General features: G+C 60.3%; 25 protein-coding genes. 8 read left to right on the top strand and 17 right to left on the bottom strand.

Going from position 1 to position 25306, the window contains the following annotated elements:
- Nucleotides 1–41 precede the first annotated feature (41 nt).
- Both AC1DQM_RS09575 and AC1DQM_RS09570 read right to left on the bottom strand, forming a co-directional pair.
- Nucleotides 42–1190, bottom strand: coding sequence for an NAD(P)/FAD-dependent oxidoreductase (locus AC1DQM_RS09575; RefSeq protein ID WP_477746079.1), 1149 nt, complete (start codon nucleotides 1188–1190; stop codon nucleotides 42–44).
- 18 nt (nucleotides 1191–1208) lie between these two features.
- Nucleotides 1209–1376, bottom strand: a complete 168-nt coding sequence (locus tag AC1DQM_RS09570; RefSeq protein ID WP_007896465.1) for a rubredoxin — start codon at nucleotides 1374–1376, stop codon at nucleotides 1209–1211.
- Between the two features lie 200 nt (nucleotides 1377–1576).
- On the opposite strand from AC1DQM_RS09570, the gene AC1DQM_RS09565 reads away from it, so the two are divergent.
- Both AC1DQM_RS09565 and ubiA read left to right on the top strand, forming a co-directional pair.
- Entirely contained in the window at nucleotides 1577–2140 is a 564-nt protein-coding gene (locus AC1DQM_RS09565; RefSeq protein ID WP_064621149.1) for a chorismate--pyruvate lyase family protein, read from the top strand.
- Entirely contained in the window at nucleotides 2140–3030 is an 891-nt protein-coding gene (gene ubiA / locus AC1DQM_RS09560; protein WP_477746078.1) for a 4-hydroxybenzoate octaprenyltransferase, read from the top strand. The genes AC1DQM_RS09565 and ubiA overlap by 1 nt, the downstream gene beginning before the upstream one ends.
- Nucleotides 3031–3107: 77 nt before the next feature.
- Here ubiA and AC1DQM_RS09555 read toward each other — a convergent pair whose 3' ends face one another.
- Complete coding sequence (locus AC1DQM_RS09555; RefSeq protein WP_305410565.1) at nucleotides 3108–3491, bottom strand: COG4315 family predicted lipoprotein; 384 nt, start codon at nucleotides 3489–3491, stop codon at nucleotides 3108–3110.
- 152 nt (nucleotides 3492–3643) lie between these two features.
- Between AC1DQM_RS09555 and phoB the strand changes: the two genes are divergently transcribed.
- The 3 genes from phoB to AC1DQM_RS09540 all read left to right on the top strand — a co-directional run bounded on the left by phoB (nucleotide 3644) and on the right by AC1DQM_RS09540 (nucleotide 7159).
- Complete coding sequence (phoB, locus tag AC1DQM_RS09550; RefSeq protein WP_007896474.1) at nucleotides 3644–4333, top strand: phosphate regulon transcriptional regulator PhoB; 690 nt, start codon at nucleotides 3644–3646, stop codon at nucleotides 4331–4333.
- A 75-nt stretch (nucleotides 4334–4408) separates the two neighbouring features.
- Nucleotides 4409–5695 carry a phosphate regulon sensor histidine kinase PhoR gene (phoR, locus tag AC1DQM_RS09545; RefSeq protein ID WP_218585017.1) on the top strand — a complete coding sequence of 429 codons (1287 nt, stop codon included), beginning with the start codon at nucleotides 4409–4411 and terminating at the stop codon, nucleotides 5693–5695.
- A gap of 123 nt (nucleotides 5696–5818) precedes the next feature.
- Nucleotides 5819–7159 carry a hemolysin family protein gene (locus AC1DQM_RS09540; RefSeq protein ID WP_477746077.1) on the top strand — a complete coding sequence of 447 codons (1341 nt, stop codon included), beginning with the start codon at nucleotides 5819–5821 and terminating at the stop codon, nucleotides 7157–7159.
- 66 nt (nucleotides 7160–7225) lie between these two features.
- On the opposite strand, the gene AC1DQM_RS09535 is transcribed toward AC1DQM_RS09540, so the two are convergent.
- From AC1DQM_RS09535 to AC1DQM_RS09500, 8 genes are all read right to left on the bottom strand, one after another.
- Nucleotides 7226–8146, bottom strand: coding sequence for a peptidoglycan DD-metalloendopeptidase family protein (locus AC1DQM_RS09535; protein ID WP_018927394.1), 921 nt, complete (start codon nucleotides 8144–8146; stop codon nucleotides 7226–7228).
- A 200-nt stretch (nucleotides 8147–8346) separates the two neighbouring features.
- Nucleotides 8347–9291 (bottom strand): response regulator, encoded by a 945-nt coding sequence (locus AC1DQM_RS09530; RefSeq protein ID WP_086945212.1) that lies wholly within the window; start codon nucleotides 9289–9291, stop codon nucleotides 8347–8349.
- A 181-nt stretch (nucleotides 9292–9472) separates the two neighbouring features.
- Complete coding sequence (phoU, locus tag AC1DQM_RS09525) at nucleotides 9473–10234, bottom strand: phosphate signaling complex protein PhoU (RefSeq protein WP_007934507.1); 762 nt, start codon at nucleotides 10232–10234, stop codon at nucleotides 9473–9475.
- 71 nt (nucleotides 10235–10305) lie between these two features.
- The gene (pstB, locus tag AC1DQM_RS09520; protein ID WP_008150054.1) at nucleotides 10306–11139 is read right to left on the bottom strand and encodes a phosphate ABC transporter ATP-binding protein PstB; all 834 of its coding nucleotides are present in this window, start codon (nucleotides 11137–11139) and stop codon (nucleotides 10306–10308) included.
- Between the two features lie 166 nt (nucleotides 11140–11305).
- Nucleotides 11306–12976 carry a phosphate ABC transporter permease PstA gene (pstA, locus tag AC1DQM_RS09515; protein WP_018927392.1) on the bottom strand — a complete coding sequence of 557 codons (1671 nt, stop codon included), beginning with the start codon at nucleotides 12974–12976 and terminating at the stop codon, nucleotides 11306–11308.
- Between the two features lie 15 nt (nucleotides 12977–12991).
- The gene (locus tag AC1DQM_RS09510; RefSeq protein WP_172901218.1) at nucleotides 12992–15025 is read right to left on the bottom strand and encodes an ABC transporter permease subunit; all 2034 of its coding nucleotides are present in this window, start codon (nucleotides 15023–15025) and stop codon (nucleotides 12992–12994) included.
- Nucleotides 15026–15489: 464 nt separating this feature from the next.
- A complete protein-coding gene (locus AC1DQM_RS09505; RefSeq protein WP_477746076.1) occupies nucleotides 15490–16491 on the bottom strand; it encodes a phosphate ABC transporter substrate-binding protein PstS in 1002 nt (333 codons plus the stop codon).
- A gap of 156 nt (nucleotides 16492–16647) precedes the next feature.
- Nucleotides 16648–17946 (bottom strand): MFS transporter, encoded by a 1299-nt coding sequence (locus AC1DQM_RS09500; protein ID WP_305410568.1) that lies wholly within the window; start codon nucleotides 17944–17946, stop codon nucleotides 16648–16650.
- A 366-nt stretch (nucleotides 17947–18312) separates the two neighbouring features.
- Between AC1DQM_RS09500 and AC1DQM_RS09495 the strand changes: the two genes are divergently transcribed.
- Nucleotides 18313–18717 carry an acyl-CoA thioesterase gene (locus AC1DQM_RS09495; RefSeq protein WP_007896491.1) on the top strand — a complete coding sequence of 135 codons (405 nt, stop codon included), beginning with the start codon at nucleotides 18313–18315 and terminating at the stop codon, nucleotides 18715–18717.
- A 73-nt stretch (nucleotides 18718–18790) separates the two neighbouring features.
- Entirely contained in the window at nucleotides 18791–19690 is a 900-nt protein-coding gene (locus tag AC1DQM_RS09490) for a D-hexose-6-phosphate mutarotase (protein ID WP_477743545.1), read from the top strand.
- A gap of 47 nt (nucleotides 19691–19737) precedes the next feature.
- On the opposite strand, the gene AC1DQM_RS09485 is transcribed toward AC1DQM_RS09490, so the two are convergent.
- The 5 genes from AC1DQM_RS09485 to AC1DQM_RS09465 form a co-directional block, all read right to left on the bottom strand.
- Nucleotides 19738–20274 carry a DUF3299 domain-containing protein gene (locus AC1DQM_RS09485; protein ID WP_026286519.1) on the bottom strand — a complete coding sequence of 179 codons (537 nt, stop codon included), beginning with the start codon at nucleotides 20272–20274 and terminating at the stop codon, nucleotides 19738–19740.
- Between the two features lie 88 nt (nucleotides 20275–20362).
- Nucleotides 20363–20608, bottom strand: a complete 246-nt coding sequence (locus tag AC1DQM_RS09480; protein ID WP_018927386.1) for a GlsB/YeaQ/YmgE family stress response membrane protein — start codon at nucleotides 20606–20608, stop codon at nucleotides 20363–20365.
- 101 nt (nucleotides 20609–20709) lie between these two features.
- Nucleotides 20710–21792 carry a 5-(carboxyamino)imidazole ribonucleotide synthase gene (locus AC1DQM_RS09475; RefSeq protein ID WP_007934491.1) on the bottom strand — a complete coding sequence of 361 codons (1083 nt, stop codon included), beginning with the start codon at nucleotides 21790–21792 and terminating at the stop codon, nucleotides 20710–20712.
- An 11-nt stretch (nucleotides 21793–21803) separates the two neighbouring features.
- Complete coding sequence (gene purE, locus AC1DQM_RS09470) at nucleotides 21804–22295, bottom strand: 5-(carboxyamino)imidazole ribonucleotide mutase (RefSeq protein WP_003196369.1); 492 nt, start codon at nucleotides 22293–22295, stop codon at nucleotides 21804–21806.
- Nucleotides 22296–22519: 224 nt separating this feature from the next.
- Entirely contained in the window at nucleotides 22520–23434 is a 915-nt protein-coding gene (locus AC1DQM_RS09465; RefSeq protein WP_018927385.1) for a LysR substrate-binding domain-containing protein, read from the bottom strand.
- Nucleotides 23435–23614: 180 nt separating this feature from the next.
- Between AC1DQM_RS09465 and aspA the strand changes: the two genes are divergently transcribed.
- Nucleotides 23615–25039 (top strand): aspartate ammonia-lyase, encoded by a 1425-nt coding sequence (gene aspA, locus AC1DQM_RS09460; RefSeq protein WP_007934488.1) that lies wholly within the window; start codon nucleotides 23615–23617, stop codon nucleotides 25037–25039.
- Nucleotides 25040–25095: 56 nt separating this feature from the next.
- Here the strand turns inward: aspA and AC1DQM_RS09455 are convergent, their stop codons facing one another.
- Entirely contained in the window at nucleotides 25096–25278 is a 183-nt protein-coding gene (locus AC1DQM_RS09455) for a hypothetical protein (protein WP_138866537.1), read from the bottom strand.
- Between the last annotated feature and the right edge of the window lie 28 nt (nucleotides 25279–25306).

The raw sequence follows: 25306 nt of genomic DNA, 5'->3' as shown, positions 1-25306 counted from the left end.
TGGGGGCAAAAACGGGGTGATTCCGACAGAACGACCGGCATTTACGCCAACAGGGCCGGAAGTTCTTTGTTCAGGGCGAGTTTTTCCATCACCGCCGCGCCGGTCAGGGCATAGCCCAGCAATTTGCCGGCGCTGTCGCGGCACAGCACCTTGATGTCCGCGCCCTGCCCTTCGACCGTCCAGACGCCCTCCGCGCCCCGTGGCGGCGGCGAAACCACCAATGGGCAGACCGGGGTTTTCACGGTGATCGGCATCGGGCCGTAACTCACCGCCGTAGGGTTTCCGGCGAGGGTCTGGGCCAGCGCTCTCGCACAGCTCATGAGGGGCATGACGTACAACAGATTCAGCCCATCGACCTCGGCGCAATCGCCCAGGGCGTAGATGTTGGCGTGAGAGGTTTTCAGGTGACGGTCAACCACCACGCCACGATTGACCTGCACCCCGGCAGCGGCCGCCAGGTCGATGCGCGGACGCAGACCGATGGCTGACACCACTACGTCGCAAGGGATGACCTGGCCGTCAGACAGATACGCTTCCAGGCCGTCCGCCACTCGCTGCAAGCGATTGAGCACCGGCCCGAGGTGGAAGCGCGCGCCCAGGCTTTCCAGGCCGGCCTGGACCGCAGCAGCCGCCGCCGGGTGGAGCAAGGTCGGCATGACTTGTTCGCAGGGAGCAACCAGTTGCACTTCGTAGCCACCGAGAATCAGGTCGTTGGCAAATTCGCAGCCAATCAAACCGGCGCCCAGCAGCAGCACCCGACGCTTGCCGGCCGCCGCCGCGCGAAAACGTGCGTAGTCTTCAAGGTCGTTGATCGGGAAAACCGCGTCGGCCGCGTCGCCTTCGATCGGCACGCGCACGGTTTCCGCGCCCCAGGCCAGGATCAGGTCACGATAGATCACTGATTCTTCGCCGATCCACAGGCGCTTGTGGCCCGGATCGATGCCGCTGATGCGCGTGTGGGTGCGCACTTCGGCTTTCAATTGCTCGGCCATGGCGCCCGGTTCGGCCATGCTCAGGCCATCGGCGTCTTTATTCTTGCCAAAGCCGGTGGAAAGCATCGGCTTGGAGTAGGAGCGTCCGTCATCTGCGGTAATCAACAGCAGCGGGGTTTCGCCATCGAGTTTGCGAAACTCCCGGGCCAGGTTGTAGCCAGCCAGCCCAGTGCCGACGATCACGACAGGTGCGTTCATTCCTAGCTCCTTGGATGCTTAGTTGATTTCAATCATTTCAAAATCCATTTTGCCCACGCCGCAGTCCGGGCACAGCCAGTCTTCCGGCACGTCCTGCCACGGTGTGCCCGCCGCAATACCGTCGTCCGGCCAGCCTTCGGCTTCGTTATAGATCAGGCCGCAGACCACACATTGCCACTTTTTCATTCAGGTACTTCCTCGGGATTCAGGCTTTTGCCGGCGCGAACGGTCGATAGATGAAGCGTTGCCGTCCGGCTCAGGGCGTTTTGTACTGATCGGGCCCGACAGATGCAAGCCTGTTCGGCGCAACGGCAGGCCGGATCAATCAAACTCGCCGCCTGACATGGTAAGCTCGCCGCCTCATTTGCTGCCAATAATGACTCACTGTGCCGCACTCAAAAGCCCCCTCCCCGACGCCGCTCTGGCTTTCTCAAAGCCAACTGATGCCCCGCCCCGACACGTCTACGCTCGATTGGTTGTTCGATGAAGGGTCACTGACCCGACGCCTGACCCGTTTGTCGAATGACGGTTTCAGCGTCACGCCGCTGTTCGAAGGCTGGCAATCGCTGCGCGCCGACGAATGTGCCGCGCTGGAGCTGGCCGAAGGCAGCGAAGGCTGGGTGCGCGAGGTGTATCTGCGCGGCCACGGTGAAGCTTGGGTGTTTGCCCGCAGCGTGGCGGCGCGTAGCGCGCTGCAGGGCGACGGATTGCATATGGATGAGCTGGGTAGCCGCTCCCTGGGCGAACTGCTGTTTTGCGATCGGGCGTTTCAGCGCCGGGCCATCGAGGTTTGTCACTATCCCCAAGCGTGGTTGCCGATGGAGGCTCAGGCGCCTGAACTGTGGGGCCGGCGCTCGCGTTTCGACCGTGGCGCCCTGAGCGTGCTGGTGGCCGAGGTTTTCCTGCCGACCCTGTGGAGCGCCGCCCGCGCGCATCCGGAGAACTGCTGATGTACCAGAACCTGCTCAAGTCTCTGAACCGCATGAATCCTCGGGCCTGGGATTTCATTCAGCTGACCCGCATGGACAAGCCGATCGGCATTTACCTGCTGCTGTGGCCGACATTGTGGGCACTGTGGATTGCCGGTGAAGGTTCGCCGTCACTGGCCAATATCGTGATTTTCGTGCTCGGCGTGGTACTGACCCGTGCCGGCGGTTGCGTGATCAACGATTGGGCGGACCGCAAGGTCGATGGCCATGTGAAACGCACCGAGCAGCGGCCGCTGGTGAGCGGCAAGATCAGCTCCAAAGAAGCCCTGGTGTTCTTCGCGGTGCTGATGGGCGTGAGCTTCTTGCTGGTGCTGTGCACCAACGCGGCGACTGTCTGGCTATCGCTGGGCGGTTTGGCCCTGGCGTCCAGTTATCCGTTCATGAAGCGCTACACCTATTACCCGCAAGTGGTGCTGGGAGCGGCGTTCTCCTGGGGCATGCCGATGGCGTTCACCGCCGAGACCGGTGAGCTGCCGGCGACAGCCTGGTTGCTGTGGATCGCCAACTTGCTGTGGACCGTGGGCTACGACACCTATTACGCCATGACCGACCGCGACGATGACCTGAAGATCGGGGTGAAATCCACCGCGATCCTGTTTGGCGATGCCGACCGGGTGATCATTCTGACCTTGCAAGGCCTGGCGCTGGGCTGCCTGTTGCTGGCTGGCTCGAAATTCCATCTCGGTGGCTGGTTCCACCTTGGGTTGCTGGTGGCGGCAGGCTGCTTTGCGTGGGAGTTCTGGTACACCCGCAGCAAAGACCGGATGCGTTGCTTCCAGGCGTTTTTGCATAACCACTGGGCGGGGTTGGCGATTTTTGTGGGGATTGTGCTGGATTACGCGTTACGTTGACTGCGATTGATCTGTAGCAGCTGCCGAACTCAGGCTTCGCCAGCTGCTACAGGCTGTTTACAGGGCAGGCAAATCGCTTACTTGTGTTCGCCAATCACGTGCCACATTTTCATCATGCCGTCGCCTTTCATGTCTCCCGGCTTGCTATCCATTTTGTAGGTGTACATTGGCTTACCGTCGTAAGTCCATTGCATTGTGCCGTCGTCACGCTTGATCGGCTTCCATTCACCCATGGGCTTGGCATCCATCGGAGCCATCATCGGCGGCCAGTTCTTCGCACACTCACCCATGCACATCGACTTGCCGTCCTTGTCCTTGTCAAAGGTATACAAGGTCATACCCTTCTGATCGACCATCATGCCGCCTTTCATCATGGCGGGTTCTGCCGCAAAGGCCATGGACGGCAGCGTTAGCGCAGCCGTGACCAGCAGGACCTTCCAGGATTTAGCAATGTGATTCATGGAAACCTTCCTTTTGTGGTTGTCAGGATTCGGAATTAGAGCTTAGTTCAGGATCGCGACAATCGCAGGCCGGCTAAAATACTGTCACACGACTGCAATAATTCCGTTATCTAATGCGGCGCAAGACAGTTAAATGACAAGAGGATTAAGGCATGGTTGGCAGGAGCATTCTGATCGTCGACGACGAAGCGCCCATTCGCGAAATGATCGCCGTTGCGTTGGAAATGGCCGGCTATGACTGCCTGGAGGCGGAGAACTCCCAGCAGGCCCATGCCATTATCGTCGACCGCAAACCGGACCTGATTTTGCTCGACTGGATGCTGCCCGGCACTTCCGGCATCGAGTTGGCCCGCCGCCTCAAGCGCGACGAGCTGACCGGGGACATCCCGATCATCATGCTTACCGCCAAGGGCGAAGAGGACAACAAGATCCAGGGCCTGGAAGTCGGCGCCGACGACTACATCACCAAACCGTTTTCCCCCCGCGAACTGGTGGCCCGCCTCAAAGCCGTGCTGCGTCGCGCCGGCCCGACCGATGGCGAAGCGCCGATCGAAGTCGGCGGCCTGCTGCTGGACCCGATCAGCCACCGCGTGACCATCGACGGCAAACCTGCCGAGATGGGCCCGACCGAGTACCGTTTGCTGCAATTCTTCATGACCCACCAGGAACGCGCCTACACCCGCGGCCAGTTGCTGGATCAGGTCTGGGGCGGCAATGTCTACGTCGAAGAGCGCACTGTCGACGTGCACATCCGTCGCCTGCGCAAAGCCCTCGGCGATGCCTACGAAAATCTGGTACAAACCGTGCGCGGCACCGGCTACCGGTTTTCCACCAAGGCCTGAACAGACCGCCAGCCTCGCTGACAAGGACGCATATTTTCCGTGAACCAAAACTGGCATGGCACCCTGATTCGCCACATGCTGTTGCTGGTCACCGCCTGCCTGGTGATCGGCCTGATTTCCGGCTACTACGGCTGGAGTCTCGCCGTGGGCCTGGGTGTTTACCTGGCCTGGACCCTCAAACAGCTGCTGCGCCTGCACGAATGGCTGCGCCTGCACCAACCCGATGAAGCACCGCCCGACGGCTATGGCCTGTGGGGCGAAGTATTCGACAGCATCTATCACCTGCAACGCCGCGACCAACGGGTACGCGGGCGCCTGCAAGCGGTGATCGACCGGGTCCAGGAATCCACTGCCGCGCTGAAAGACGCAGTGATCATGCTCGACAGCGACGGCAACCTCGAGTGGTGGAACCGCGCCGCCGAAACCCTGCTCGGCCTCAAGACTCCTCAGGACAGCGGCCAGCCGGTGACCAACCTGGTGCGCCATCCGCGTTTCAAGGAATACTTCGAGCAGGACAACTACGCCGAACCATTGGAGATTCCGTCGCCGATCAACGATCGCCTGCGCATTCAGCTGTACATCACCCGCTACGGCAACAACGAACACTTGATGCTGGTGCGCGACGTGACGCGTATCCATCAGCTGGAGCAGATGCGCAAAGACTTCATCGCCAACGTGTCCCACGAGCTGCGCACGCCCCTGACGGTGATTTGCGGCTACCTGGAAACCCTGCTCGATAACGTCGAGGACGTGAATCCGCGCTGGACCCGTGCCCTGCAGCAAATGCAGCAGCAAGGCGGGCGCATGCAGACCTTGCTTAACGATTTGCTGCTGCTGGCTAAACTGGAAGCCACCGATTACCCATCGGACAACCAACCAGTGTCCATCGATAGCCTGCTGCAATCGATCAAGAGCGACGCCCAGCAGCTGTCGGGTCAGAAAAATCAGCGCATCACCCTGGAAGCCGACCCGACGATTCTGCTCAAGGGCAGTGAAGCCGAACTGCGCAGTGCGTTTTCCAATCTGGTGTTCAACGCGGTGAAATACACCCCGGCCGAAGGCAATATCCGCATTCGCTGGTGGGGTGACGAGCAAGGTGCACACCTGAGCGTGCAGGATTCGGGAATCGGCATCGACAGCAAACACCTGCCGCGCCTGACCGAACGCTTCTATCGCGTCGATTCCAGCCGCAATTCCAACACCGGCGGCACCGGGCTGGGGCTGGCCATCGTCAAGCACGTGCTACTGCGCCACCGGGCCCGCATGGAAATCAGCAGTGTGCCGGGGCATGGCAGCACGTTTACCTGCCATTTTGCGCCGGCCCAGGTCACCAAATCCCGCGTGATCAGCGCCGCGGACTGATACCGACTAGCACTCGCCACTAGGCAATCGATCAGTCAGCCGCTACATTGGCTGACTTGTGCCTGCCCTTCAGGCACTGCATTTCCCCCTTTTTTGAATACACGGAACCCGCAAAACTCCATCATGGACCCTTCCCCTGGCTTGACCCTCGCAACAATATTCGCCGACTTCGGCATGATTCTTTTTGCTCTGATCCTGGTTTTGCTCAACGGCTTTTTCGTTGCGGCAGAGTTTGCCATGGTCAAACTGCGCTCGACCCGGGTCGAAGCCATCGCTGAACAGCACGGCTGGCGCGGGCACATCCTGCGCACCGTACACAGTCAGCTCGATGCTTACCTGTCAGCGTGCCAATTGGGTATCACCCTCGCCTCTCTGGGTCTGGGCTGGGTCGGCGAACCGGCGTTCGCGCACCTCCTGGAGCCTGTGTTGAGTGCCGTGGGTGTAGATTCCGCTGAAGTGGTCAAGGCAGTTTCGTTCTTCACGGCGTTCTTCATCATTTCGTACCTGCACATCGTGGTCGGTGAGCTGGCACCAAAATCCTGGGCCATCCGCAAACCCGAGTTGCTGTCGCTGTGGACGGCGGTGCCGCTGTACTTGTTCTACTGGGCCATGTACCCGGCCATCTACCTGCTCAACGCCAGCGCCAACCAGATCCTGCGCATCGCCGGGCAAGGTGAGCCCGGCCCGCACCACGAGCACCATTACAGCCGCGAAGAACTGAAACTGATCCTGCACTCCAGCCGTGGCCAGGACCCAAGCGACCAAGGCATGCGCGTACTGGCCTCGGCGGTGGAAATGGGCGAACTGGAAGTGGTCGACTGGGCCAATTCCCGGGAAGACCTGGTCACACTTGAGTTCAACGCTCCGCTCAAGGAAATCCTGGCGTTGTTCCGTCGCCACAAGTTCAGCCGCTACCCGGTGTACGACAGCGAGCGCAAGGAGTTCGTCGGCCTGCTGCACATCAAGGATCTGCTGCTGGAACTGGCTGCCCTGGATCATATTCCCGAGTCGTTCAACCTCGCCGAACTGACCCGGCCGCTGGAGCGCGTGTCGCGGCACATGCCGCTGTCGCAACTCCTGGAACAGTTCCGCAAGGGCGGCTCGCACTTCGCCGTGGTCGAGGAAGCCGACGGCAACATCATCGGCTACCTGACCATGGAAGATGTGCTGGAAGTGCTGGTGGGCGACATTCAGGACGAACACCGCAAGGCTGAACGCGGGATCCTCGCGTATCAGCCGGGCAAGCTGCTGGTGCGGGGTGATACGCCGCTGTTCAAGGTGGAACGCCTGCTGGGCATCGACCTGGACCACATTGAAGCCGAAACCCTCGCCGGGCTGGTCTACGAAACCCTGAAACGGGTGCCCGAAGAGGAAGAAGTGCTGGAAGTCGAAGGTTTGCGGATCATCATCAAAAAGATGAAAGGGCCGAAGATCATATTGGCCAAGGTGTTGATGCTGGACTGAGCCACGCCCTTGTAGGAGCCGGCTTGCTGGCGATCAGGAGCGCTGCGGTGTCTCTGTTATACCGCGTTATCGTTCATCGCCAGCAAGCCGGCTCCTACTGCCCAACGCAAAGTTGGGCAACGCCCCCACCGGTTGATTGAACTGGTACGGAATGGACACCAGACCCAACCCGGTATTGCGCTGCACCACGAAGTGCAGGTGCGGGCCGCTGCTGTTGCCGGTGTTGCCCGACAGCGCCAGCGCACTGCCCACCACTACCCGCTGACCTTCCCGTACGCAGACTGAACCTTTCTTGAGGTGCAGGTACACGCCCATGGTCCCGTCATCGTGCAATACCCGCACGAAATTGCCCGATGGATCGTTGCCGCGCCCGGTCTGGCCATTCTCGGTTTTCACCACCACCCCGCCGCGCGCCGCGATGATCGGCGTGCCTTCGGGCATGGCGATATCCATCGCGTAACGGTTCTTCGGTCCGTAGTGGCTGTATTGGCCATTGGGGCCCTGGGTCAGCCGAAACGGACCGCCACGCCAGGGCAACGGATATCGATAGGCCATGGCAGCCCCTGAGGGGTCGCCCAGGAAATATGCGAACCTTGGGTTATACACGATCGGCCTTCCGGCCTTCGTCGGCGTGAGCAGGGCCAGACGAAGGTTACTGCGCGCCGGCATCACCCGCCGGATCGGTCGGCTCGGCGCTCCGCTGACGTTCTGCAGTCTGTCGAAACTCAGCTCGATCTCGACCGGCGCATACAGGTCGTTGCGCACGAACACGCTGTCCATGCCATTCAGCCTCTTGATGTCGAGGTACACCTGCCGCTCAAGGTGTTCGACCATTCGGTCGCGAAAAACGAACACCTTCGCGCCTTTGGTGGGGCGGTCGCTGTAAGAGACCACGCCACTGGCATCAGTGGACTTATAGATCGTCATGGCCACAGCCGAGGTGGAGGCCATGAAAAGACCACAGAAAAACAGCAGGCGCGCGAGCATGGGCAAAATTCTGTTGAGTAGGCCTGGGAAGGAGCCTAGCAGCAGAAATGGACCTGCGTAGTCGACAGATGTTTCAAATGATCATTCCCACGCTCTGCCTGGGAATGCAGCACGGGACGCTCTGCGTCCCATCCGAAGCGGACGTGGAGCGTCCGGGGAGGTATTCCCACGCAGAGCGTGGGAACGATCAGCGGTACACGTTACGCACCCGGTACGAAGTGCTTCTGCGCGGTGCCACGGGCGATCAGGCGGGAGATGTAGTCGAGCTTCTGTGCATCCTGGTCGACAAAGCGGAACGTCAGTTGCAGCCACTCGCTGTCCGGCTTCGGCTCGTGGGCGACGATGGCGTGCAAGTAGCCGTTAAGACGGGCAGTTTCGGCATTGTCGCCCTGCTCCAGGTCGAGTACGGCGTTGTCGAGGACTTGCGGCAAGGTGTCGGTGCGTTTCACCACCAGCAGCGCTTCCTTGATGCTCAAGGCCTTGATCACGCATTGCTGTGTGCCGCTCGACAGGCGCAGTTGGCCTTGGCCACGACCGCCAGCTGATGCGGAGGCAGGCGCCTTGACCGGTGGATTGTTGAGCAGGCCGCGAGACGGCGCCGCAGCCGGGGCTGGCGCGGCGGCGGCAGGTTTGGCAAACGGGTTGACCGCTGCAGCCGAGGGTGCGACTACCGCCGCTTTGCCACCGGTCAATGCGCTCAGGGAATCGTTGCCGAACGCCGAGTTCATTTTGGTCGGCGCGCTGTTCATCAAGGTATCGAGCTTGCCGACCTTGTTCAGGGCCTGCTTGACCTTGGTCAACAGCTGCTCGTTGGTGAATGGCTTGCTGACGTAGCCGGAAACCCCGGCCTGGATCGCCTGGACCACGTTTTCTTTATCGCCACGGCTGGTCACCATCACGAACGGCATGGTCTTGAGGTTGTCCTGCTCACGGCACCAGGTCAGCAACTCCAGACCGGACATTTCCGGCATTTCCCAGTCGCACAGAACCAGGTCGAACGCTTCCTTGGCCAGCATGGCCTGGGCCTTTTTACCGTTGACTGCATCTTCGGTCCGGATCCCCGGGAAGTAGTTGCGCAGGCACTTTTTTACCAGGTCACGAATGAACGACGCATCGTCCACGACCAACACACTGATCTTGCTCATCCAACACCCCTTTAAAAATCCCGGCAAGCATAACGCTGGCTGATGGCACTTTGCCAAAACTCTTCAGTCACGCCGGGACTTTTCGTTCGCGGGTGCTGCTTTTCAATTCGGCTTTTCAGTTCAAAAGCCACACAAACAAAAACGCCCGGCCAAGAGGCCGGGCGCTTTTTCTTGGGCAACCTTACTTATCGTCAGCTTTGTCCGGAACATTAGCGGTTTCGGCACTTGTGCCTTCCACTTCTTCCTTCATGCGCTTGAGGCCCAGGTGACGCACGTCGGTGCCGCGCACCAGGTAAATCACCAGTTCCGAGATATTGCGCGCGTGGTCGCCGATTCGCTCAAGGGAACGCAGCACCCAGATAATGCTCAAGACACGCGAGATAGAGCGTGGATCTTCCATCATGTAGGTGGCGAGTTCGCGCAGCGCGGTCTTGTATTCGCGGTCGATGATCTTGTCGTACTGCGCCACCGACAGCGCCAGGTCGGCGTCGAAGCGGGCAAATGCGTCCAGGGCATCGCGAACCATGTTGCGCACCTGGTCGCCGATGTGGCGAACCTCGACATAACCGCGCGGCGCTTCGCCTTCTTCACACAACTGAATGGCGCGACGGGCGATCTTGGTGGCTTCGTCGCCGATACGCTCGAGGTCGATCACCGATTTGGAGATGCTGATGATCAGACGCAAGTCCGACGCCGCCGGCTGACGACGGGCCAGAATGCGCAGGCATTCTTCGTCGATGTTGCGTTCCATCTGGTTGATCTGGTCGTCGACCTCGCGCACTTGCTGGGCCAGGCCGGAATCGGCCTCGATCAGCGCGGTGACCGCGTCGTTGACCTGCTTCTCGACCAGCCCGCCCATGGCCAGGAGGTGGCTGCGCACTTCCTCGAGCTCAGCGTTGAACTGCTGGGAGATGTGATGGGTAAGGCCTTCTTTACTAATCATGTTGGCGTCCTTGGAGCGTCCGGTAAGGTGCGGTGGGCCGCAGCGTCAGTTCAGTGAGCAACAACAGCTTCCTAGCCGTAACGACCGGTGATGTAGTCTTCGGTCTGCTTCTTCGCCGGATTGGTGAACAGGGTGTCGGTGTCGCCGAACTCCACCAGTTTGCCCATATACATGAACGCCGTGTAGTCGGAAACCCGCGCGGCCTGTTGCATGTTGTGGGTCACGATAACAATGGTGAACTTGGATTTCAGTTCGTAGATCAGCTCTTCGACTTTCAGCGTGGAGATCGGATCGAGTGCCGAGCACGGCTCGTCGAGCAGCAGCACTTCCGGCTCCACGGCGATGGTGCGGGCAATCACCAGACGTTGCTGCTGACCACCGGACAGACCGAGTGCCGACTCGTGCAGACGATCCTTGACTTCATCCCACAGCGCCGCGCCTTTCAACGCCCACTCGACGGCTTCGTCGAGGATGCGCTTTTTGTTGATGCCCTGGATGCGCAAGCCGTAAACCACGTTTTCATAGATGGTTTTCGGGAACGGGTTGGGCTTCTGGAAAACCATGCCGACGCGACGACGCAGCTCGGCCACGTCCTCGCCCTTGCGGTAGATGTTGTTGCCGTAGAGGTTGATCGCGCCTTCGACGCGGCAGCCATCCACCAGGTCGTTCATGCGGTTGAAAGTGCGCAACAGCGTGGACTTGCCACAGCCGGACGGGCCGATGAAGGCGGTCACGCGCTGTTTCGGGATGTTCATGCTGACGTCATACAGCGCTTGTTTGTCGCCGTAGAACAGGCTCAACCCCGGCACTTCGATGGCCACGGTTTCCTGCTCGAGACTCAGGCTCTGTTTGTCGCGGCCCAAGGCCGACATGTTGATGCCGTGAGTGTGTGCTTCGTGCTGCATGGGAGGCTCCCTGTGCTAACAAATTCGGTTCGGGGCCGCAGGCCAGGCCCGCGGTTACGCAATTCTTTGTAGGAGCCGGCTTGCTGGCGATGCAGACAACTCGGTCCCGCAGGCTCACCGCGGTGATGCCTTCGCCAGCAAGCCGGCTCCTACAGTTCGGTGTTGATCAGCTATCCAGCGCCTTGTACTTCTCGCGCAGGTGGTTACGGATATAAACGGCCGACAGGTTCAATGTCGCGATCACCAGCACCAGCAGCAGCGCCGTGGCATACACCAGCGGCCGCGCGGCTTCTACGTTCGGGCTCTGGAAGCCGACGTCATAAATGTGGAAGCCCAGGTGCATGATCTTCTGGTCCAGGTGCAGGTACGGGTAGTTGCCATCCAGCGGCAGCGACGGCGCCAGTTTCACTACACCCACCAGCATCAGCGGCGCCACTTCACCGGCGGCGCGGGCCACGGCGAGGATCATGCCGGTCATCATTGCCGGGCTGGCCATCGGCAGCACGATCTTCCACAAGGTCTCGGCCTTGGTCGCGCCGAGGGCCAACGAGCCTTCGCGCACGGTGCGAGGAATCCGCGCCAGGCCTTCTTCGGTGGCCACGATCACCACCGGCACAGCCAGCAGGGCCAAGGTCAACGAAGCCCACAACAGACCCGGCGTACCGAAGGTCGGCGCCGGCAAGGCTTCGGGGAAGAACAACCGGTCGATCGAGCCGCCCAGTACATAAACGAAGAAGCCCAGGCCGAACACGCCGTAAACGATCGCCGGTACGCCCGCCAGGTTGTTCACCGCAATACGGATCACTCGGGTCAGGGTGTTCTGCTTGGCGTATTCACGCAGGTAGACCGCCGCCAGCACACCGAACGGAGTGACGATCATCGCCATGATCAGGGTCATCATCACGGTGCCGAAAATCGCCGGGAAGATCCCGCCTTCGGTGTTGGCTTCGCGCGGGTCATCACTGAGGAATTCCCAGACCTTGCTGAAGTAGAAGCCCACCTTGGTAAAGGTGCTCATGGCGTTCGGCTGATAGGCGTGAACCACTTTGCCGATACCGATCTCGACCTCTTTACCGTTCGCGTCACGAGCCGTCAGGCTGTCACGGTTGAACTGCTTGTGCAGGTCGTTCAGACGCGCTTCGATTTCCTGATAACGGGCATTCAGCTCGGCGCGCTCAGACTCCAGGTCCGCCTGTGCGGTAGCGTCGAGACGGCCGGCCAATTCCAGCTTGCGACCGTGCAGACGAACACGTTCGAGACCAGCGTTGATCGCGCCGATGTCGGTTTTTTCCAGGCTCTTGAGCTGCCCAGCCAACTGGTTGACGCGATCGACACGGGCCTGCAACTCAGGCCATGCGGCTTCGCCTTCAGCGACGACCTTGCCGTCCTCTTTGACGTTGACCAGGTAGCCGTAGAAGTTGCCCCACTCGCGACGCTCGATGGTCATCAGCTCTGGCGGGGTTTTCTGGTTGGTCAGCCACTCGCCGACAATCCAGGTGAAGTCAGTGCCGTTCAGATCGCGGTTGCCGACCTTGATCAGCTCGCGGGTCATGAACTCCGGGCCCTGATCGGGCACCGGCAGGCCAGCGGTTTTCAGGCGCTCGCGTGGCACTTCTTCCTTCTGCACCACTTCGCCGATGACCAGGTGGTTGGCCTGACCCGGCACGTCGTAATTGGCGTGGATCAGGTCCGCCGGCCAGAAGTGCCCCAGACCGCGCACGGCAATGACCGCCAGCAGGCCAATGGTCATGATGACCGCAATGGACACCGCGCCGCCGCTGATCCAGACGCCCGGGGCGCCGCTCTTGAACCATCCATTCAGGGAGTTCTGTTTCACAGACTTCTACCTTTGTTAAAGCGACGAGTATTTCTTGCGCAGACGCTGACGAATCAGTTCCGCGAGGGTGTTCATGATGAAGGTGAACAACAGCAGCACCAGCGCCGAGAGGAACAGCACGCGGTAGTGGCTGCCGCCGACTTCCGATTCGGGCATTTCCACCGCGACGTTGGCTGCCAGTGTGCGCAGGCCTTCGAACAGGTTCATTTCCATGACCGGGGTGTTACCGGTGGCCATCAGCACGATCATGGTTTCACCGACCGCACGGCCCATGCCGATCATCAGCGCCGAGAAGATGCCCGGGCTGGCGGTGAGGATCACCACGCGAGTCATGGTCTGCCACGGCGTGGCGCCAAGGGCCAGGGAACCGAGGGTCAGGCCGCGTGGCACGCTGAACACGGCGTCTTCGGCGATCGAGTAGATGTTCGGGATGACTGCAAAGCCCATGGCCAGGCCGACCACCAGAGCGTTGCGCTGGTCGTAGGTGATGCCCAGGTCGTGGGAGATCCACATACGCATGTCACCGCCGAAGAACCAGGCTTCCATATACGGGCTCATGTACAGCGACAGCCAGCCCACGAACAGAATCACCGGAATCAGGATCGCGCTTTCCCAGCCGTCCGGCACTTTCAGGCGGATCGACTCAGGCAGGCGACTGAAGACGAAACCGGCCACCAGAATGCCGATCGGCAGGAGCATCAGCAGGCTGAAGATGCCCGGCAAATGCCCTTCTACATACGGTGCGAGGAACAGGCCGGCGAAGAAGCCGAGGATCACCGTCGGCATCGCTTCCATCAGCTCGATCACCGGCTTGACCTTGCGACGCATGCCCGGGGCCATGAAGTACGCGGTGTAGATCGCCGCGGCGACGGCCAGGGGCGCGGCCAGCAGCATGGCGTAGAACGCGGCTTTCAGGGTACCGAAGGTCAGCGGCGAGAGACTCAGCTTGGGTTCGAAGTCGGTGTTGGCGGCAGTCGATTGCCAGACGTATTTAGGCTCGTCGTAGTTCTCGTACCAGACTTTGCTCCACAACGCGCTCCAGGAAACTTCCGGGTGCGGGTTGTCGAGCAGCAACGGTTGCAGCTTGCCGCCCTGCTCCACGATCACGCGGTTGGCCCGTGGCGACAGGCCGAACAGGCCTTGGCCGTCGACCACCTGATCCACCAGCAAAGTGCGGTGCGCGGTGCTGTGGAACACGCCGAGCTTGCCGGACGCATCAAGGGCAACGAAGCCTTTTCGACGTTCTTCGGCGGTGATTTCAACAATCGGCGCGGCGCCCATCTGGAAGGTGCGGATTTGCTTCAGGCGCAGTTCGCCATCGTGATCGCGAGCCATGAACCACTGGGCGAGACCGCCCTTGGAGTCGCCGAGGATCAGTGAGATACCACCCACCAGCTGGGTGCTGGCGGTAATCTCGGCATCGCCGTCTTCGAGCAATTTGTAGCGACCGTTGAGACTCTTGTCGCGCAGGCTGAAAACGTCAGCCTGAGCACGACCGTTGACCACGTACAGCCACTGCTGACGCGGGTCGACGAAGATGTTCTTCACCGGCTCGGTCATTTGCGGCAGGTCGATGCGTTTCTGCTCGTTGGTGACTTCGCCGGTCATCATGTTTTCTTCGCTGGTCAGCGACATGACATGCAGTTGCGCACCAGTGGAGCCAGCCAGCAGCAGGGTCGAATCGGTGGCATTGAGGCTGACGTGCTCCAGAGCGCCGCCCGCCTCGTTCAGCACGATTGGCGTTTCGCCGTACGGGTATTCGATGGCCGGCGAGATGGTTTTCTTGCCGTCCGGGTAGCTGACTTTATAGGTGTGACGGAACACCAGCACCTGACCGTTGGACAACCCCACTGCGACCAATGGATGGCCGGGTTGATCTTCACCGATGGAGGTCACGCTGGTACCGGCCGGGATCGGCAGGTCGACACGGCGCAGTTCGGCGCCGCTATCGATATCAAAGAATAGCGCCTGGCCCTTGTCGGAAACCCGCATGGCCACCTGGTTCTGTTCTTCAAGGGAGATCATCAGCGGCTTGCCGGCGTCTTGCATCCAGGCGGGCGTGATGGCGTCTTTGGCGGTCAGATCAGCCCCCTGGAACAGCGGCGCGACAACATAACCGAGGAAGAAGAAAATCAGGGTGATCGCGCCCAGGACGGCGAGGCCGCCGACAAGCACATACCAACGGGTCAGGCGATCTTTCAGCGCACGAATACGGCGCTTGCGGTGCAGCTCAGGCGTATTGAAGTCAATTCGCTTGGGGGGATTTGTAGTCATGGTGGAATTGGCCAGATCATTCATGCGCACACCCTAGCGATCCTGTATGACAGAAAGATGACAATGCAGTGACGCAACAAATCCGCCGCCAGTGGAAACTGGCAGTGGATCGGAAATTTGGGGGGGGGCCGGGTTGCCAGCGTGGCAACCCTGAGCCTTTGCAGGAGCGAGCGATGCGGCGATTCCTTCGCGGGCAAGCTTCGCTCCTGCAGGTCCGGGTTTACCCCGGACCTAGGGTTTTACTTTTTTGCGACTTCAGCGCCGCCTTCCGCCAGACCCAGGTCAGCCAGAGCTTTTGCAGCAACCTTGGCTGGCAGTGGGATGTAGCCGTCTTTCACTACAACTTCCTGGCCCTGCTTGGACAGAACCAGTTTCACGAACTCGGCTTCCAGCGGGGCCAGAGGCTTGTTCGGGGCCTTGTTGACATATACGTAGAGGAAACGCGACAGCGGGTATTTACCGTTCAGGGCGTTTTCTTCGGTGTCTTCGATGAAGTCAGTGCTGCCTTTCTTGGCCAGGGCCACAGTCTTCACGCTGGCGGTCTTGTAGCCGATGCCCGAGTAACCGATGCCGTTCAGCGAAGAGCTGATCGACTGCACGACCGAAGCCGAGCCTGGTTGTTCGTTGACGTTTGGCTTGTAGTCGCCTTTGCACAGGGCTTCTTCTTTGAAGTAGCCATAAGTGCCGGATACCGAGTTACGACCGAACAGTTGCACCGGCTTGTTGGCCAGGTCGCCGGTCACACCCAGGTCGCCCCAGGTTTTCACGTCAGCTTTGGCGCCGCACAGACGAGTCGAGGAGAAGATCGCGTCGACTTGTTCCATGGTCAGGTGCTGGATCGGGTTGTCTTTGTGTACGAAGACCGCCAGGGCGTCCACGGCCACCGGGATAGCGGTTGGCTTGTAGCCGTACTTCTGCTCGAAGGCCGCCAGTTCGGTGTCCTTCATCTTGCGGCTCATCGGGCCCAGGTTGGAGGTGCCTTCAGTCAGCGCAGGTGGCGCGGTGGCGGAGCCAGCGGCCTGAATCTGGATGTTTACGTTCGGGTATTCTTTTTTGTAGTTCTCAGCCCACAGGGTCATGAGGTTGGCCAGGGTATCGGAGCCGACGCTGGACAGGTTGCCCGACACACCAGTGGTCTTGGTGTAGCTCGGGATAGCAGGGTCAACAGCGGCAACCGCGTTGGCAGTCGCAACGCCAGCAGCGACAAAAGTCATTGCCGCCATCAAACGCTTCAGTTTCATGCCTTACTCCTAGCAGATAGGGTGTGTTAAGTCGGGGCCAAGTATCAGCAGGCCGTGTGAACACTCTATGGCTAAAATATGACAATTGGATGAAAGGCCAGTATTTGGTTTTTTAGATCGTTCCCACGCTCTGCGTGGGAACGATCGGTTACAAGGTTAGCGCCCTTTCCTCCAGAGATACGCCCCCACCAGAATCCCAACGCCGCAAATGATCGCCACATAATAGGCCGGCCCCATCGGGCTTTCCTTGAGCAGCAGGGTGACGACCATCGGGGTCAGGCCGCCGAAGATGGCGTAGGCCAGATTGTAGGAGAACGACAGGCCGCTGAAGCGCACCACCGCCGGGAAGGCTTTGACCATCACATACGGCACTGCACCGATGGTGCCGACCAGCAAGCCGGTCAGGGCGTACATCGGGAACAGCCAGTCGGGATGATTGAACAGGCTGTGATAGAAGGTCCACGAGGTCAGCAGCAGCAACGCGCTGCCGAACACGAACACCCGCCCGGCGCCAAAACGGTCAGCCAGTGCACCGGAGGCCACACAGCCCAGGCTCAGGAACACGATGGCCAGGCTGTTGGCCTGCAACGCGGTAGTCGGCGGGAAGTGGTAAACGGTCTGCAATACAGTCGGCGTCATGAGGATGACCACGATGATCCCGGCGGACAGCAACCAGGTCAGCAGCATGGAAATCAGAATCGCCCCGCGATGGTCACGCAGCACAGCCCGCAGCGGTACTTCTTCGGCCAGGGCTTTACGCAATTGCAGTTCGGCAAACACCGGGGTTTCGTGCAGCCAGCGGCGCAGGTAGACCGAGAACAGGCCAAACACGCCGCCCAGCAGGAACGGGATCCGCCAGGCGTAATCGGCCACTTCCACCGGCGTATAGAGGCTGTTGATTGCCGTGGCGACCAACGAGCCCAAAAGAATGCCGGCAGTCAGACCACTGGTCAGCGTGCCGCAGGCATAACCGATATGCCGTTGCGGTACGTGTTCGGAAACGAATACCCAGGCTCCCGGCACTTCGCCGCCAATCGCTGCGCCCTGGATCACCCGCATCAGCAGCAACAGGATCGGCGCCCACATGCCTATCTGCGCATAAGTCGGCAGCAAGCCCATGATCAGGGTCGGCACCGCCATCATGAAAATGCTCAGGGTGAACATCTTCTTGCGTCCCAGCAGGTCACCGAAGTGCGCCATGACGATGCCGCCCAGCGGCCGCGCCAGATAGCCTGCGGCGAAAATGCCGAACGTCTGCATCAGGCGCAGCCACTCGGGCATGTCGGCGGGGAAGAACAGTTTGCCGACCACTGTGGCGAAGAACACAAAGATGATGAAGTCGTAAAACTCCAGCGCACCGCCCAGGGCAGACAGCGACAATGTCTTGTAGTCGTTGCGGGTCAGCGGACGTGCAGGTTGGGCTGGTTGCGCGATGCTCGAGGGCGCTGTGGTCATGGCAAGGGCTTCTCTTATAGTCGGATCTGCAACCTCAACAACGCTGGCGGAGGCTTGGGCAGGTTCGGCACGATAGCAAATTGTTCGAAAAAGCACATAGAAGTGCGTATTTGACGGTCGAAATGAGAACCGGACGGTCGTCTCGGAGTCTATCGACCGATATACTCACAACATTGCAACGGTTTGTAAGGGGTTGCTGTGCGAAACCGTCGTTGGCACCCGTCAGCCGATTTCGCAGAGTTTCCCTTTAGGCGCCTTACGAAAAACGTGACGAACGTAGTATGTTCGGGGCTGAATCGTTTTTCCTTGAGACGGCTATTCACCTGAAGTACCAATGAAGAGTCACGGGTCAGAGGCACCCCCGGCATGATAGAGCTCGAACAAGAAGATCCAATCCCGCAAGGCGACCTGGCCCTGCAAATTACCGCGCTTCCGCGTGAAACCAACGGCTTTGGCGATATTTTCGGCGGCTGGCTGGTGGCGCAGATGGATTTGGCCGGCACCGCAATGGCCAGCAAGGTTGCCGGTGGTCGCGTGGCCACCGTTGCGATCGATCGCATGGCGTTTCTGGTGCCGGTGGCGGTGGGCGCTCAGCTCTCCTTCTATACCCAGGCCCTGGAAATCGGTCGCAGCTCGATTCAGATGATGGTCGAAGTCTGGAGCGACGATCCACTGTCCAGCGAGTGGCGTAAAGTGACCGAAGCCGTGTTTGTGTTCGTCGCCATCGACGGCAGCGGCCGCACTCGTTCGGTTCCGCCCAGAGCTCGTTAAACAAGGCGCTCGTTAAACGCGGTGACCGTTTTGCGGTCCATAGCAGTCATTGTTCCTGATTGAGAGTCGCCCCATGAGCACGCCCACCGTCGAAGCCGTGAAACTGGATGAACTGAACTGCTGGCGCATCCGCCACGGTCAGGCCGAATTGCTGGTGGCCCAGCAAGGCGCGCACATCCTCAGTTATCAATTGGCCGGCCAACCGCCGCTGATCTGGCTCAACGACGAGGCAGTGTTCAAGACCGGCAAAGCTATTCGTGCCGGTGTGCCGGTGTGCTGGCCGTGGTTCGGCAATCTGTCGCGCAACCCGCAGAGTGTCCAGGCCATGCGCATCAGCCAGGAGCCGCCGACCGCTCACGGGCTGGTGCGAGCGATGGACTGGGAACTGGGCAGCATCGAAACCGAGGGCGAAAGCCTGAAGGTGGAATTCGTCCTGCCCTACCCCGAAGGCGGACTGCCAGGCTGGCCGCATCAGGTGGACTTGAAACTGAGCATTCGTCTGGATGAACAATTGCATATCAGCCTGACGAGCGAAAACAACGGCGCCGAACCCGTCACGATCAGCCAGGCGCTGCACAGCTATTTCGCGGTCAGCGATGTGCGCAACGTGCACGTTGAAGGGCTGGATGGCTTGAGTTACATCGAGACACTGGACGACTGGAAAACCGTCACTCAGACCGGTGATCTGCGTTTTACCGGTGAGACCGACCGCATCTATCTGAATACCCCGCCGACATTGAGCATCGTTGACCCGCATTGGGAGCGACGCATTGAACTGACCAGCAGCGGTTCGCGCTCGGCGGTGATCTGGAACCCGTGGATCGACCGTGCGGCCGCGTTCAGCGACATGGCTGACGATGGCTGGCAGCGCATGCTGTGCATTGAAACGGCAAATGTGATGGATGATGTGGTGACGCTGGCACCGGGGGCTAGCCATACCCTGGGCGTGAGCATCGCCAGCAAACCGCTTTAACACCACACAATAAATGTGGGAGCAGGCTTGCTCCCACATTTAAAAACCTACAAATCCGACTCCTTGACCACCCGCACCTGCGCCGCATCCAGCGCATACGCCGCATCCGCCAGGTCGTTGCTGACCTTCTCGATCTTCAGCGTACCGGTCACCCACAGCGGTGTGTAGATGTCATTCAGCTTCAGGCCTTTGGGATAACGCACCAGCACCAGTTGGTTAGGCGGCGGCGGTGGCACGTGGATACAAGCGCCCGGGTACGGCACGAGGAAGAACAACGTGCTGCGGCCCTTCGCATCGGATTCCAGCGGTACCGGATAACCGCCGATGCGGATGTGCTTGTCGTTCATCGACGGCACGGTCTTGGTCGAATACATCACCGCCGGCAAGCCCTTGCTCTGCTTCATGCCACCTTTTTGGGTAAAGGTGCCATTGGCTTCCGGTGAGTTGTGATCGATTTCGGGCATGGCCTCGAGGGCCTTCTGGTCCGACTTGGGCATCAGTTCGAGCCAGTCGGTTTCCGGCAGTTCGCCGGCATGGGCCAAACCACTGCCCAGGAAGAGAAGAGTCAACAGAAGACGGCGCATGAAGGTGCTCGGCAAAGGAAAGGACGGTATAACGCCAAGCATTCTAGCCCTCTCCGGTGTTGGCGCAGAGAGGGCTTTGTCGCTTGAATCAGTTCTTTTTGATCAGGCCGTAGACCACCAGCAATATCACCGCGCCCACCAGCGCACCGATGAACCCTGCGCCCTGACCCGCATGGTAGATGCCCAGGGCCTGGCCGCCGTAAGTGGCCGCCAGCGAACCGCCGATACCGAGCAGGATGGTCATGATCCAGCCCATGCTGTCATCGCCCGGTTTCAGAAACCGAGCCAGCAGGCCGACGATCAAGCCGATAAAGATGGTTCCGATAATTCCCATGGCATTTCCCTCTGATTGAATTGGCTAAAGCCTAGCCAGACTTTGGCATCCTGCCATCAGAGAACGGCGGCCTCGGAAGGTTCCGCCGCCGCCACATGAAACTATTCGGCAATCAGCGCTTCGACCTTGAGGATCTGCGCGGCAAGCGTCGCACGGTCAGCACAACGCAGGTTGGCGTGACCGACCTTGCGGCCGACCTTGAAGGCCTTGCCGTAGTGATGCAGATGGCAATCGGCGATGGCCAGGACTTTCTCGGTGTCCGGGACTTTGCCGATGAAGTTGAGCATCGCGCTCTCGCCGACCTTGGCCGTCGAACCCAGCGGCAGACCGGCAACGGCCCGCAGGTGGTTTTCGAACTGACTGCACTCGGCACCTTCGGTGGTCCAGTGTCCGGAGTTGTGCACACGCGGGGCGATCTCGTTGGCCTTGAGGCCACCGTCGACTTCGAAGAACTCGAACGCCATCACGCCGACGTAGTCCAGCTGCTTGAGTACCCGGCTGGAGTAGTCTTCAGCCAACGCTTGCAACGGGTGGTCGGTGCTGGCCACGGACAGCTTGAGGATGCCGCTGTCGTGGGTGTTGTGCACCAGCGGGTAGAACTTGGTTTCGCCATCGCGAGCGCGCACGGCGATCAGCGAGACTTCGCCAGTGAACGGCACGAAGCCTTCCAGCAAGCAGGCGACGCTGCCCAGTTCGGCGAAGGTGCCGACCACATCTTCAGGCTTGCGCAGGACTTTCTGACCCTTGCCGTCGTAACCCAGGGTGCGGGTTTTCAGCACGGCCGGCAGGCCGATGGAGGCCACGGCGGCGTCCAGATCGGCCTGGGACTGGATGTCGGCGAACGCGGGAGTCGGGATCCCCAGGTCCTTGAACATGCTCTTCTCGAACCAGCGATCGCGGGCAATGCGCAGCGCTTCAGCGCTCGGGTACACCGGAACGAATTGCGACAGGAAGGCCACGGTTTCGGCCGGGACGCTTTCGAACTCGAAGGTCACCAGATCGACTTCATCGGCCAACTGACGCAGGTGATCCTGATCGCCGTAATCGGCCCGCAGGTGTTCGCCCAATGCGGCTGCGCAAGCATCCGGCGCCGGGTCCAGGAAAGCGAAGTTCATGCCCAGCGGAGTGCCCGCCAGCGCCAACATGCGACCCAACTGGCCGCCACCGATTACACCGATCTTCATCGTCAACAACCTCAGGCGATGCGTGGGTCTGGATTGTCCAGGACGCTGTCTGTCTGCTCAGCGCGGAATTTTTTCAGCACGGTATGAAACTGCGGATGCTTGGCGCCCAGGATGCTCGCCGAGAGCAGGGCTGCGTTGATCGCACCGGCCTTGCCGATGGCCAGGGTGGCGACCGGAATGCCCGCTGGCATCTGCACGATAGAAAGCAGCGAATCGACGCCCGAGAGCATCGACGACTGCACCGGCACGCCCAGCACCGGCAGGTGGGTTTTGGCCGCACACATGCCAGGCAGGTGGGCCGCGCCACCGGCACCGGCGATGATCACCTCGATGCCACGGGCCTCAGCCTCTTCGGCATACTGGAACAGCAGGTCCGGGGTGCGGTGGGCAGAGACCACTTTCACCTCGTAAGGGATGCCGAGCTTTTCCAGCATATCGGCGGTGTGGCTAAGGGTGGACCAATCGGACTTGGAGCCCATGATCACGCCAACCAGTGCGCTCATCGTCGTGCCTCTTCTCTCTGGGCGCCCGCAGGCGCGTCAAAAAACAACAAGCCACGCAAAATGCGTGGCTTGATTGTACGAATTATGGCCAGTCAAACCGGCCGAAGGCCGCGCAGTATACCTCAATGAAGCAGATAAACAGCCCCCCATACGACCATCTGTCATACGGCGCAAAGTACCGGTTTTATTGACTTCAGGGTCAGCCCGACGCCTACAAAAAATCATTAACCCGCAGGGTTTGGCGCTGTGCCGCCTTCCAGCTTGCGCCAGAGCAACCGCACATTTGCCTTGCGCACCAGCGCGCAGCGATACAGCCGAATCTCCAGCGGCACATGCCATTGCGGGCCACCGCAGATGACCAACTCGCCGCGAGCCAATTCGGCGCGCGCGCTCAAGCGCGGCACCCAGGCGATGCCCAGGCCTTCCAGCGCCATGCTTTTCAGGCTGTCGGCCATGGCGGTCTCGTAAATAGTGGTGAACCTCAGGGCACGCTGGCGCAACAGCATGTTCACCGAGCGCCCGAGAAATGCCCCGGCGCTGTAGGCCAGCAAAGGCACGCTGGTCTCGCCTTCCAGGTCGAACAATGGTTTGCCGTCAGCATCCGCGGCGCACACCGGGAGCATTTCAGTGTCTCCCAGATGCAGTGACGGGAAAATTTCCGGGTCCATTTGCATCGCGGAGTCCGGATCATAGAACGCCAGCATCAGATCACACCCGCCTTCACGCAGCGCATGCACCGCATCGCCGACGTTGGTGGCCACCAGCCGCGTGGCAATGTTCAGCCCTTCGTTGCGCAATTGTGCGATCCAGCGTGGAAAGAAACCCAGTGCCAGGGAGTGGGCGGCGGCGACCTGGATCACCTCGCCCTGCCCGCCTTCCAGGTGATGAAGATGACGTAACACTTCACCCAGCTGTTCGACCACGGTTCGCGCGGTCACGAGAAACAACTGCCCCGCTGCCGTCAGCTCGACCGGGGTGCGAGAGCGATTGACCAGGGTCAGCCCCAGCGCGGCTTCGAGGCTGCGGATCCGCCGACTGAAGGCGGGCTGAGTCACGAAGCGTCTTTCGGCCGCCTGGGAGAAGCTGCGGGTGGCAGCCAGAGCACTAAAGTCCTCCAGCCATTTGCTTTCCAGATTCATCACGCCCTCCCGGACATGCACCAATTTAGGTCACACGTTCGCCACGTACGCGGCGTCACACCGACATTATGCCGAATGTGCATAGCCCAGTGTTTAACAGCATTGGCCCAAAATTCTTCTCAAGCCTAGCATTTGCGCTATTCCGGCATAGACCGGGTCCATATCGAGATGATTTCTATCATGTCCTCCGCTGCATCTTTCCGCACAGAAAAAGACCTGCTTGGCGTACTCGAAGTACCTGCTCAAGCGTATTACGGCATCCAGACCCTGCGAGCGGTGAACAACTTCCGTCTCTCCGGCGTTCCGATTTCGCATTACCCAAAACTGGTTGTTGGTCTGGCGATGGTCAAACAGGCCGCCGCTGACGCCAACCGCGAGCTGGGTCACCTGAGCGAAGCCAAGCACGCTGCCATCAGCGAAGCCTGTGCCCGATTGATCCGCGGCGATTTCCACGAAGAATTCGTGGTGGACATGATTCAAGGCGGCGCTGGCACTTCAACCAACATGAATGCCAACGAAGTCATCGCCAACATCGCGCTGGAGGCCATGGGCCACAGCAAGGGCGAATACCAGTACCTGCACCCGAACAACGACGTGAACATGGCGCAGTCGACCAACGACGCCTACCCGACGGCTATCCGCCTGGGTCTGCTGTTGGGTCACGACGCGCTGCTGGCCAGCCTCGACAGCCTGATCCAGTCGTTCGCCGCCAAAGGTGAAGAATTCAGCCACGTCCTGAAGATGGGCCGTACCCAGCTGCAAGACGCCGTGCCGATGACCCTCGGCCAGGAATTCCGCGCCTTCGCCACCACCCTGAGCGAAGACCTGGCACGCCTCAAATCCCTGGCGCCTGAACTGCTGACCGAAGTGAACCTGGGCGGCACCGCGATCGGTACCGGCATCAACGCCGACCCGCGTTACCAGGCCCTGGCCGTTCAGCGTCTGGCCCTGATCAGCGGTCAACCGCTGGTGCCAGCCGCCGACCTGATCGAAGCCACCTCCGACATGGGCGCCTTCGTGCTGTTCTCCGGCATGCTCAAGCGTACCGCGGTCAAGCTGTCGAAGATCTGCAACGACCTGCGTCTGCTGTCCAGCGGCCCACGCACCGGCATCAACGAAATCAACCTGCCGGCGCGTCAGCCAGGCAGCTCGATCATGCCAGGCAAGGTCAACCCGGTTATCCCTGAAGCCGTGAACCAGGTGGCGTTCCAGATCATCGGCAACGACCTGGCCCTGACCATCGCGGCCGAAGGCGGCCAGCTGCAGCTGAACGTGATGGAGCCGCTGATCGCCTTCAAGATCTTCGACTCGATCCGCCTGCTGCAACGTGCCATGGACATGCTGCGCGAGCACTGCATCGTCGGCATCACCGCCAACGAAGAGCGTTGCCGTGAACTGGTCGAACACTCGATTGGCCTGGTCACCGCGCTGAACCCGTACATCGGCTATGAAAACGCCACCCGCATTGCCCGTGTTGCCCTCGAAAGCGGCCGCGGCGTGCTGGAACTGGTGCGCGAGGAACGCTTGCTCGACGAAGAAATGCTCGCCGACATCCTGCGCCCGGAAAACATGATTGCTCCGCGTCTGGTGCCTTTGAAGGCTTAACCAAACGCAGGCTCTTTCGAAGAGCACGCTCACCAGGTCGAGGGACTAGACACCTCTCACCTTTTGAGGGCTTGGGGATTTACTCCCTCAAGCCCTTTTTTTTCCAACACTTTGCGGATTTTACGAACATGTTGAATGTTTTCAGTGCCGCCAAGATCGCAGCCTTCGACAGCTTCTACAGGGTTTGACAGAGACCCGTAGAGGCTGCCGAAGGCTGCGATTTTTTGATTTTGCAGCACTTTCGTTTCGTCGATTGCACCACAACTG

It is taken from the genome of Pseudomonas sp. 01L34 (assembly GCF_056400265.1).
The sequence above is the reverse complement of the archived record's forward strand: the minus strand, read 5'-3'. Positions and strand labels throughout refer to the sequence as shown.

Bases quoted from the DNA above. Each gene is read 5' to 3' on its own strand.
- purE (WP_003196369.1), bottom strand. From the start codon at position 22,295: ATGAGCGCACTGGTTGGCGTGATCATGGGCTCCAAGTCCGATTGGTCC.
- AC1DQM_RS09575 (WP_477746079.1), bottom strand. From the start codon at position 1,190: ATGAACGCACCTGTCGTGATCGTCGGCACTGGGCTGGCTGGCTACAAC.
- aspA (WP_007934488.1), top strand. From the start codon at position 23,615: ATGTCCTCCGCTGCATCTTTCCGCACAGAAAAAGACCTGCTTGGCGTA.
- AC1DQM_RS09485 (WP_026286519.1), bottom strand. From the start codon at position 20,274: ATGCGCCGTCTTCTGTTGACTCTTCTCTTCCTGGGCAGTGGTTTGGCC.
- AC1DQM_RS09495 (WP_007896491.1), top strand. From the start codon at position 18,313: ATGATAGAGCTCGAACAAGAAGATCCAATCCCGCAAGGCGACCTGGCC.
- AC1DQM_RS09530 (WP_086945212.1), bottom strand. From the start codon at position 9,291: ATGAGCAAGATCAGTGTGTTGGTCGTGGACGATGCGTCGTTCATTCGT.
- AC1DQM_RS09505 (WP_477746076.1), bottom strand. From the start codon at position 16,491: ATGAAACTGAAGCGTTTGATGGCGGCAATGACTTTTGTCGCTGCTGGC.
- AC1DQM_RS09540 (WP_477746077.1), top strand. From the start codon at position 5,819: ATGGACCCTTCCCCTGGCTTGACCCTCGCAACAATATTCGCCGACTTC.
- AC1DQM_RS09480 (WP_018927386.1), bottom strand. From the start codon at position 20,608: ATGGGAATTATCGGAACCATCTTTATCGGCTTGATCGTCGGCCTGCTG.
- AC1DQM_RS09510 (WP_172901218.1), bottom strand. From the start codon at position 15,025: ATGCAAGACGCCGGCAAGCCGCTGATGATCTCCCTTGAAGAACAGAAC.
- AC1DQM_RS09500 (WP_305410568.1), bottom strand. From the start codon at position 17,946: ATGACCACAGCGCCCTCGAGCATCGCGCAACCAGCCCAACCTGCACGT.
- AC1DQM_RS09555 (WP_305410565.1), bottom strand. From the start codon at position 3,491: ATGAATCACATTGCTAAATCCTGGAAGGTCCTGCTGGTCACGGCTGCG.
- AC1DQM_RS09465 (WP_018927385.1), bottom strand. From the start codon at position 23,434: ATGAATCTGGAAAGCAAATGGCTGGAGGACTTTAGTGCTCTGGCTGCC.
- ubiA (WP_477746078.1), top strand. From the start codon at position 2,140: ATGTACCAGAACCTGCTCAAGTCTCTGAACCGCATGAATCCTCGGGCC.
- phoR (WP_218585017.1), top strand. From the start codon at position 4,409: ATGCTGTTGCTGGTCACCGCCTGCCTGGTGATCGGCCTGATTTCCGGC.
- AC1DQM_RS09475 (WP_007934491.1), bottom strand. From the start codon at position 21,792: ATGAAGATCGGTGTAATCGGTGGCGGCCAGTTGGGTCGCATGTTGGCG.
- pstB (WP_008150054.1), bottom strand. From the start codon at position 11,139: ATGCAGCACGAAGCACACACTCACGGCATCAACATGTCGGCCTTGGGC.
- AC1DQM_RS09570 (WP_007896465.1), bottom strand. From the start codon at position 1,376: ATGAAAAAGTGGCAATGTGTGGTCTGCGGCCTGATCTATAACGAAGCC.
- phoU (WP_007934507.1), bottom strand. From the start codon at position 10,234: ATGATTAGTAAAGAAGGCCTTACCCATCACATCTCCCAGCAGTTCAAC.
- AC1DQM_RS09535 (WP_018927394.1), bottom strand. From the start codon at position 8,146: ATGCTCGCGCGCCTGCTGTTTTTCTGTGGTCTTTTCATGGCCTCCACC.
- AC1DQM_RS09490 (WP_477743545.1), top strand. From the start codon at position 18,791: ATGAGCACGCCCACCGTCGAAGCCGTGAAACTGGATGAACTGAACTGC.
- phoB (WP_007896474.1), top strand. From the start codon at position 3,644: ATGGTTGGCAGGAGCATTCTGATCGTCGACGACGAAGCGCCCATTCGC.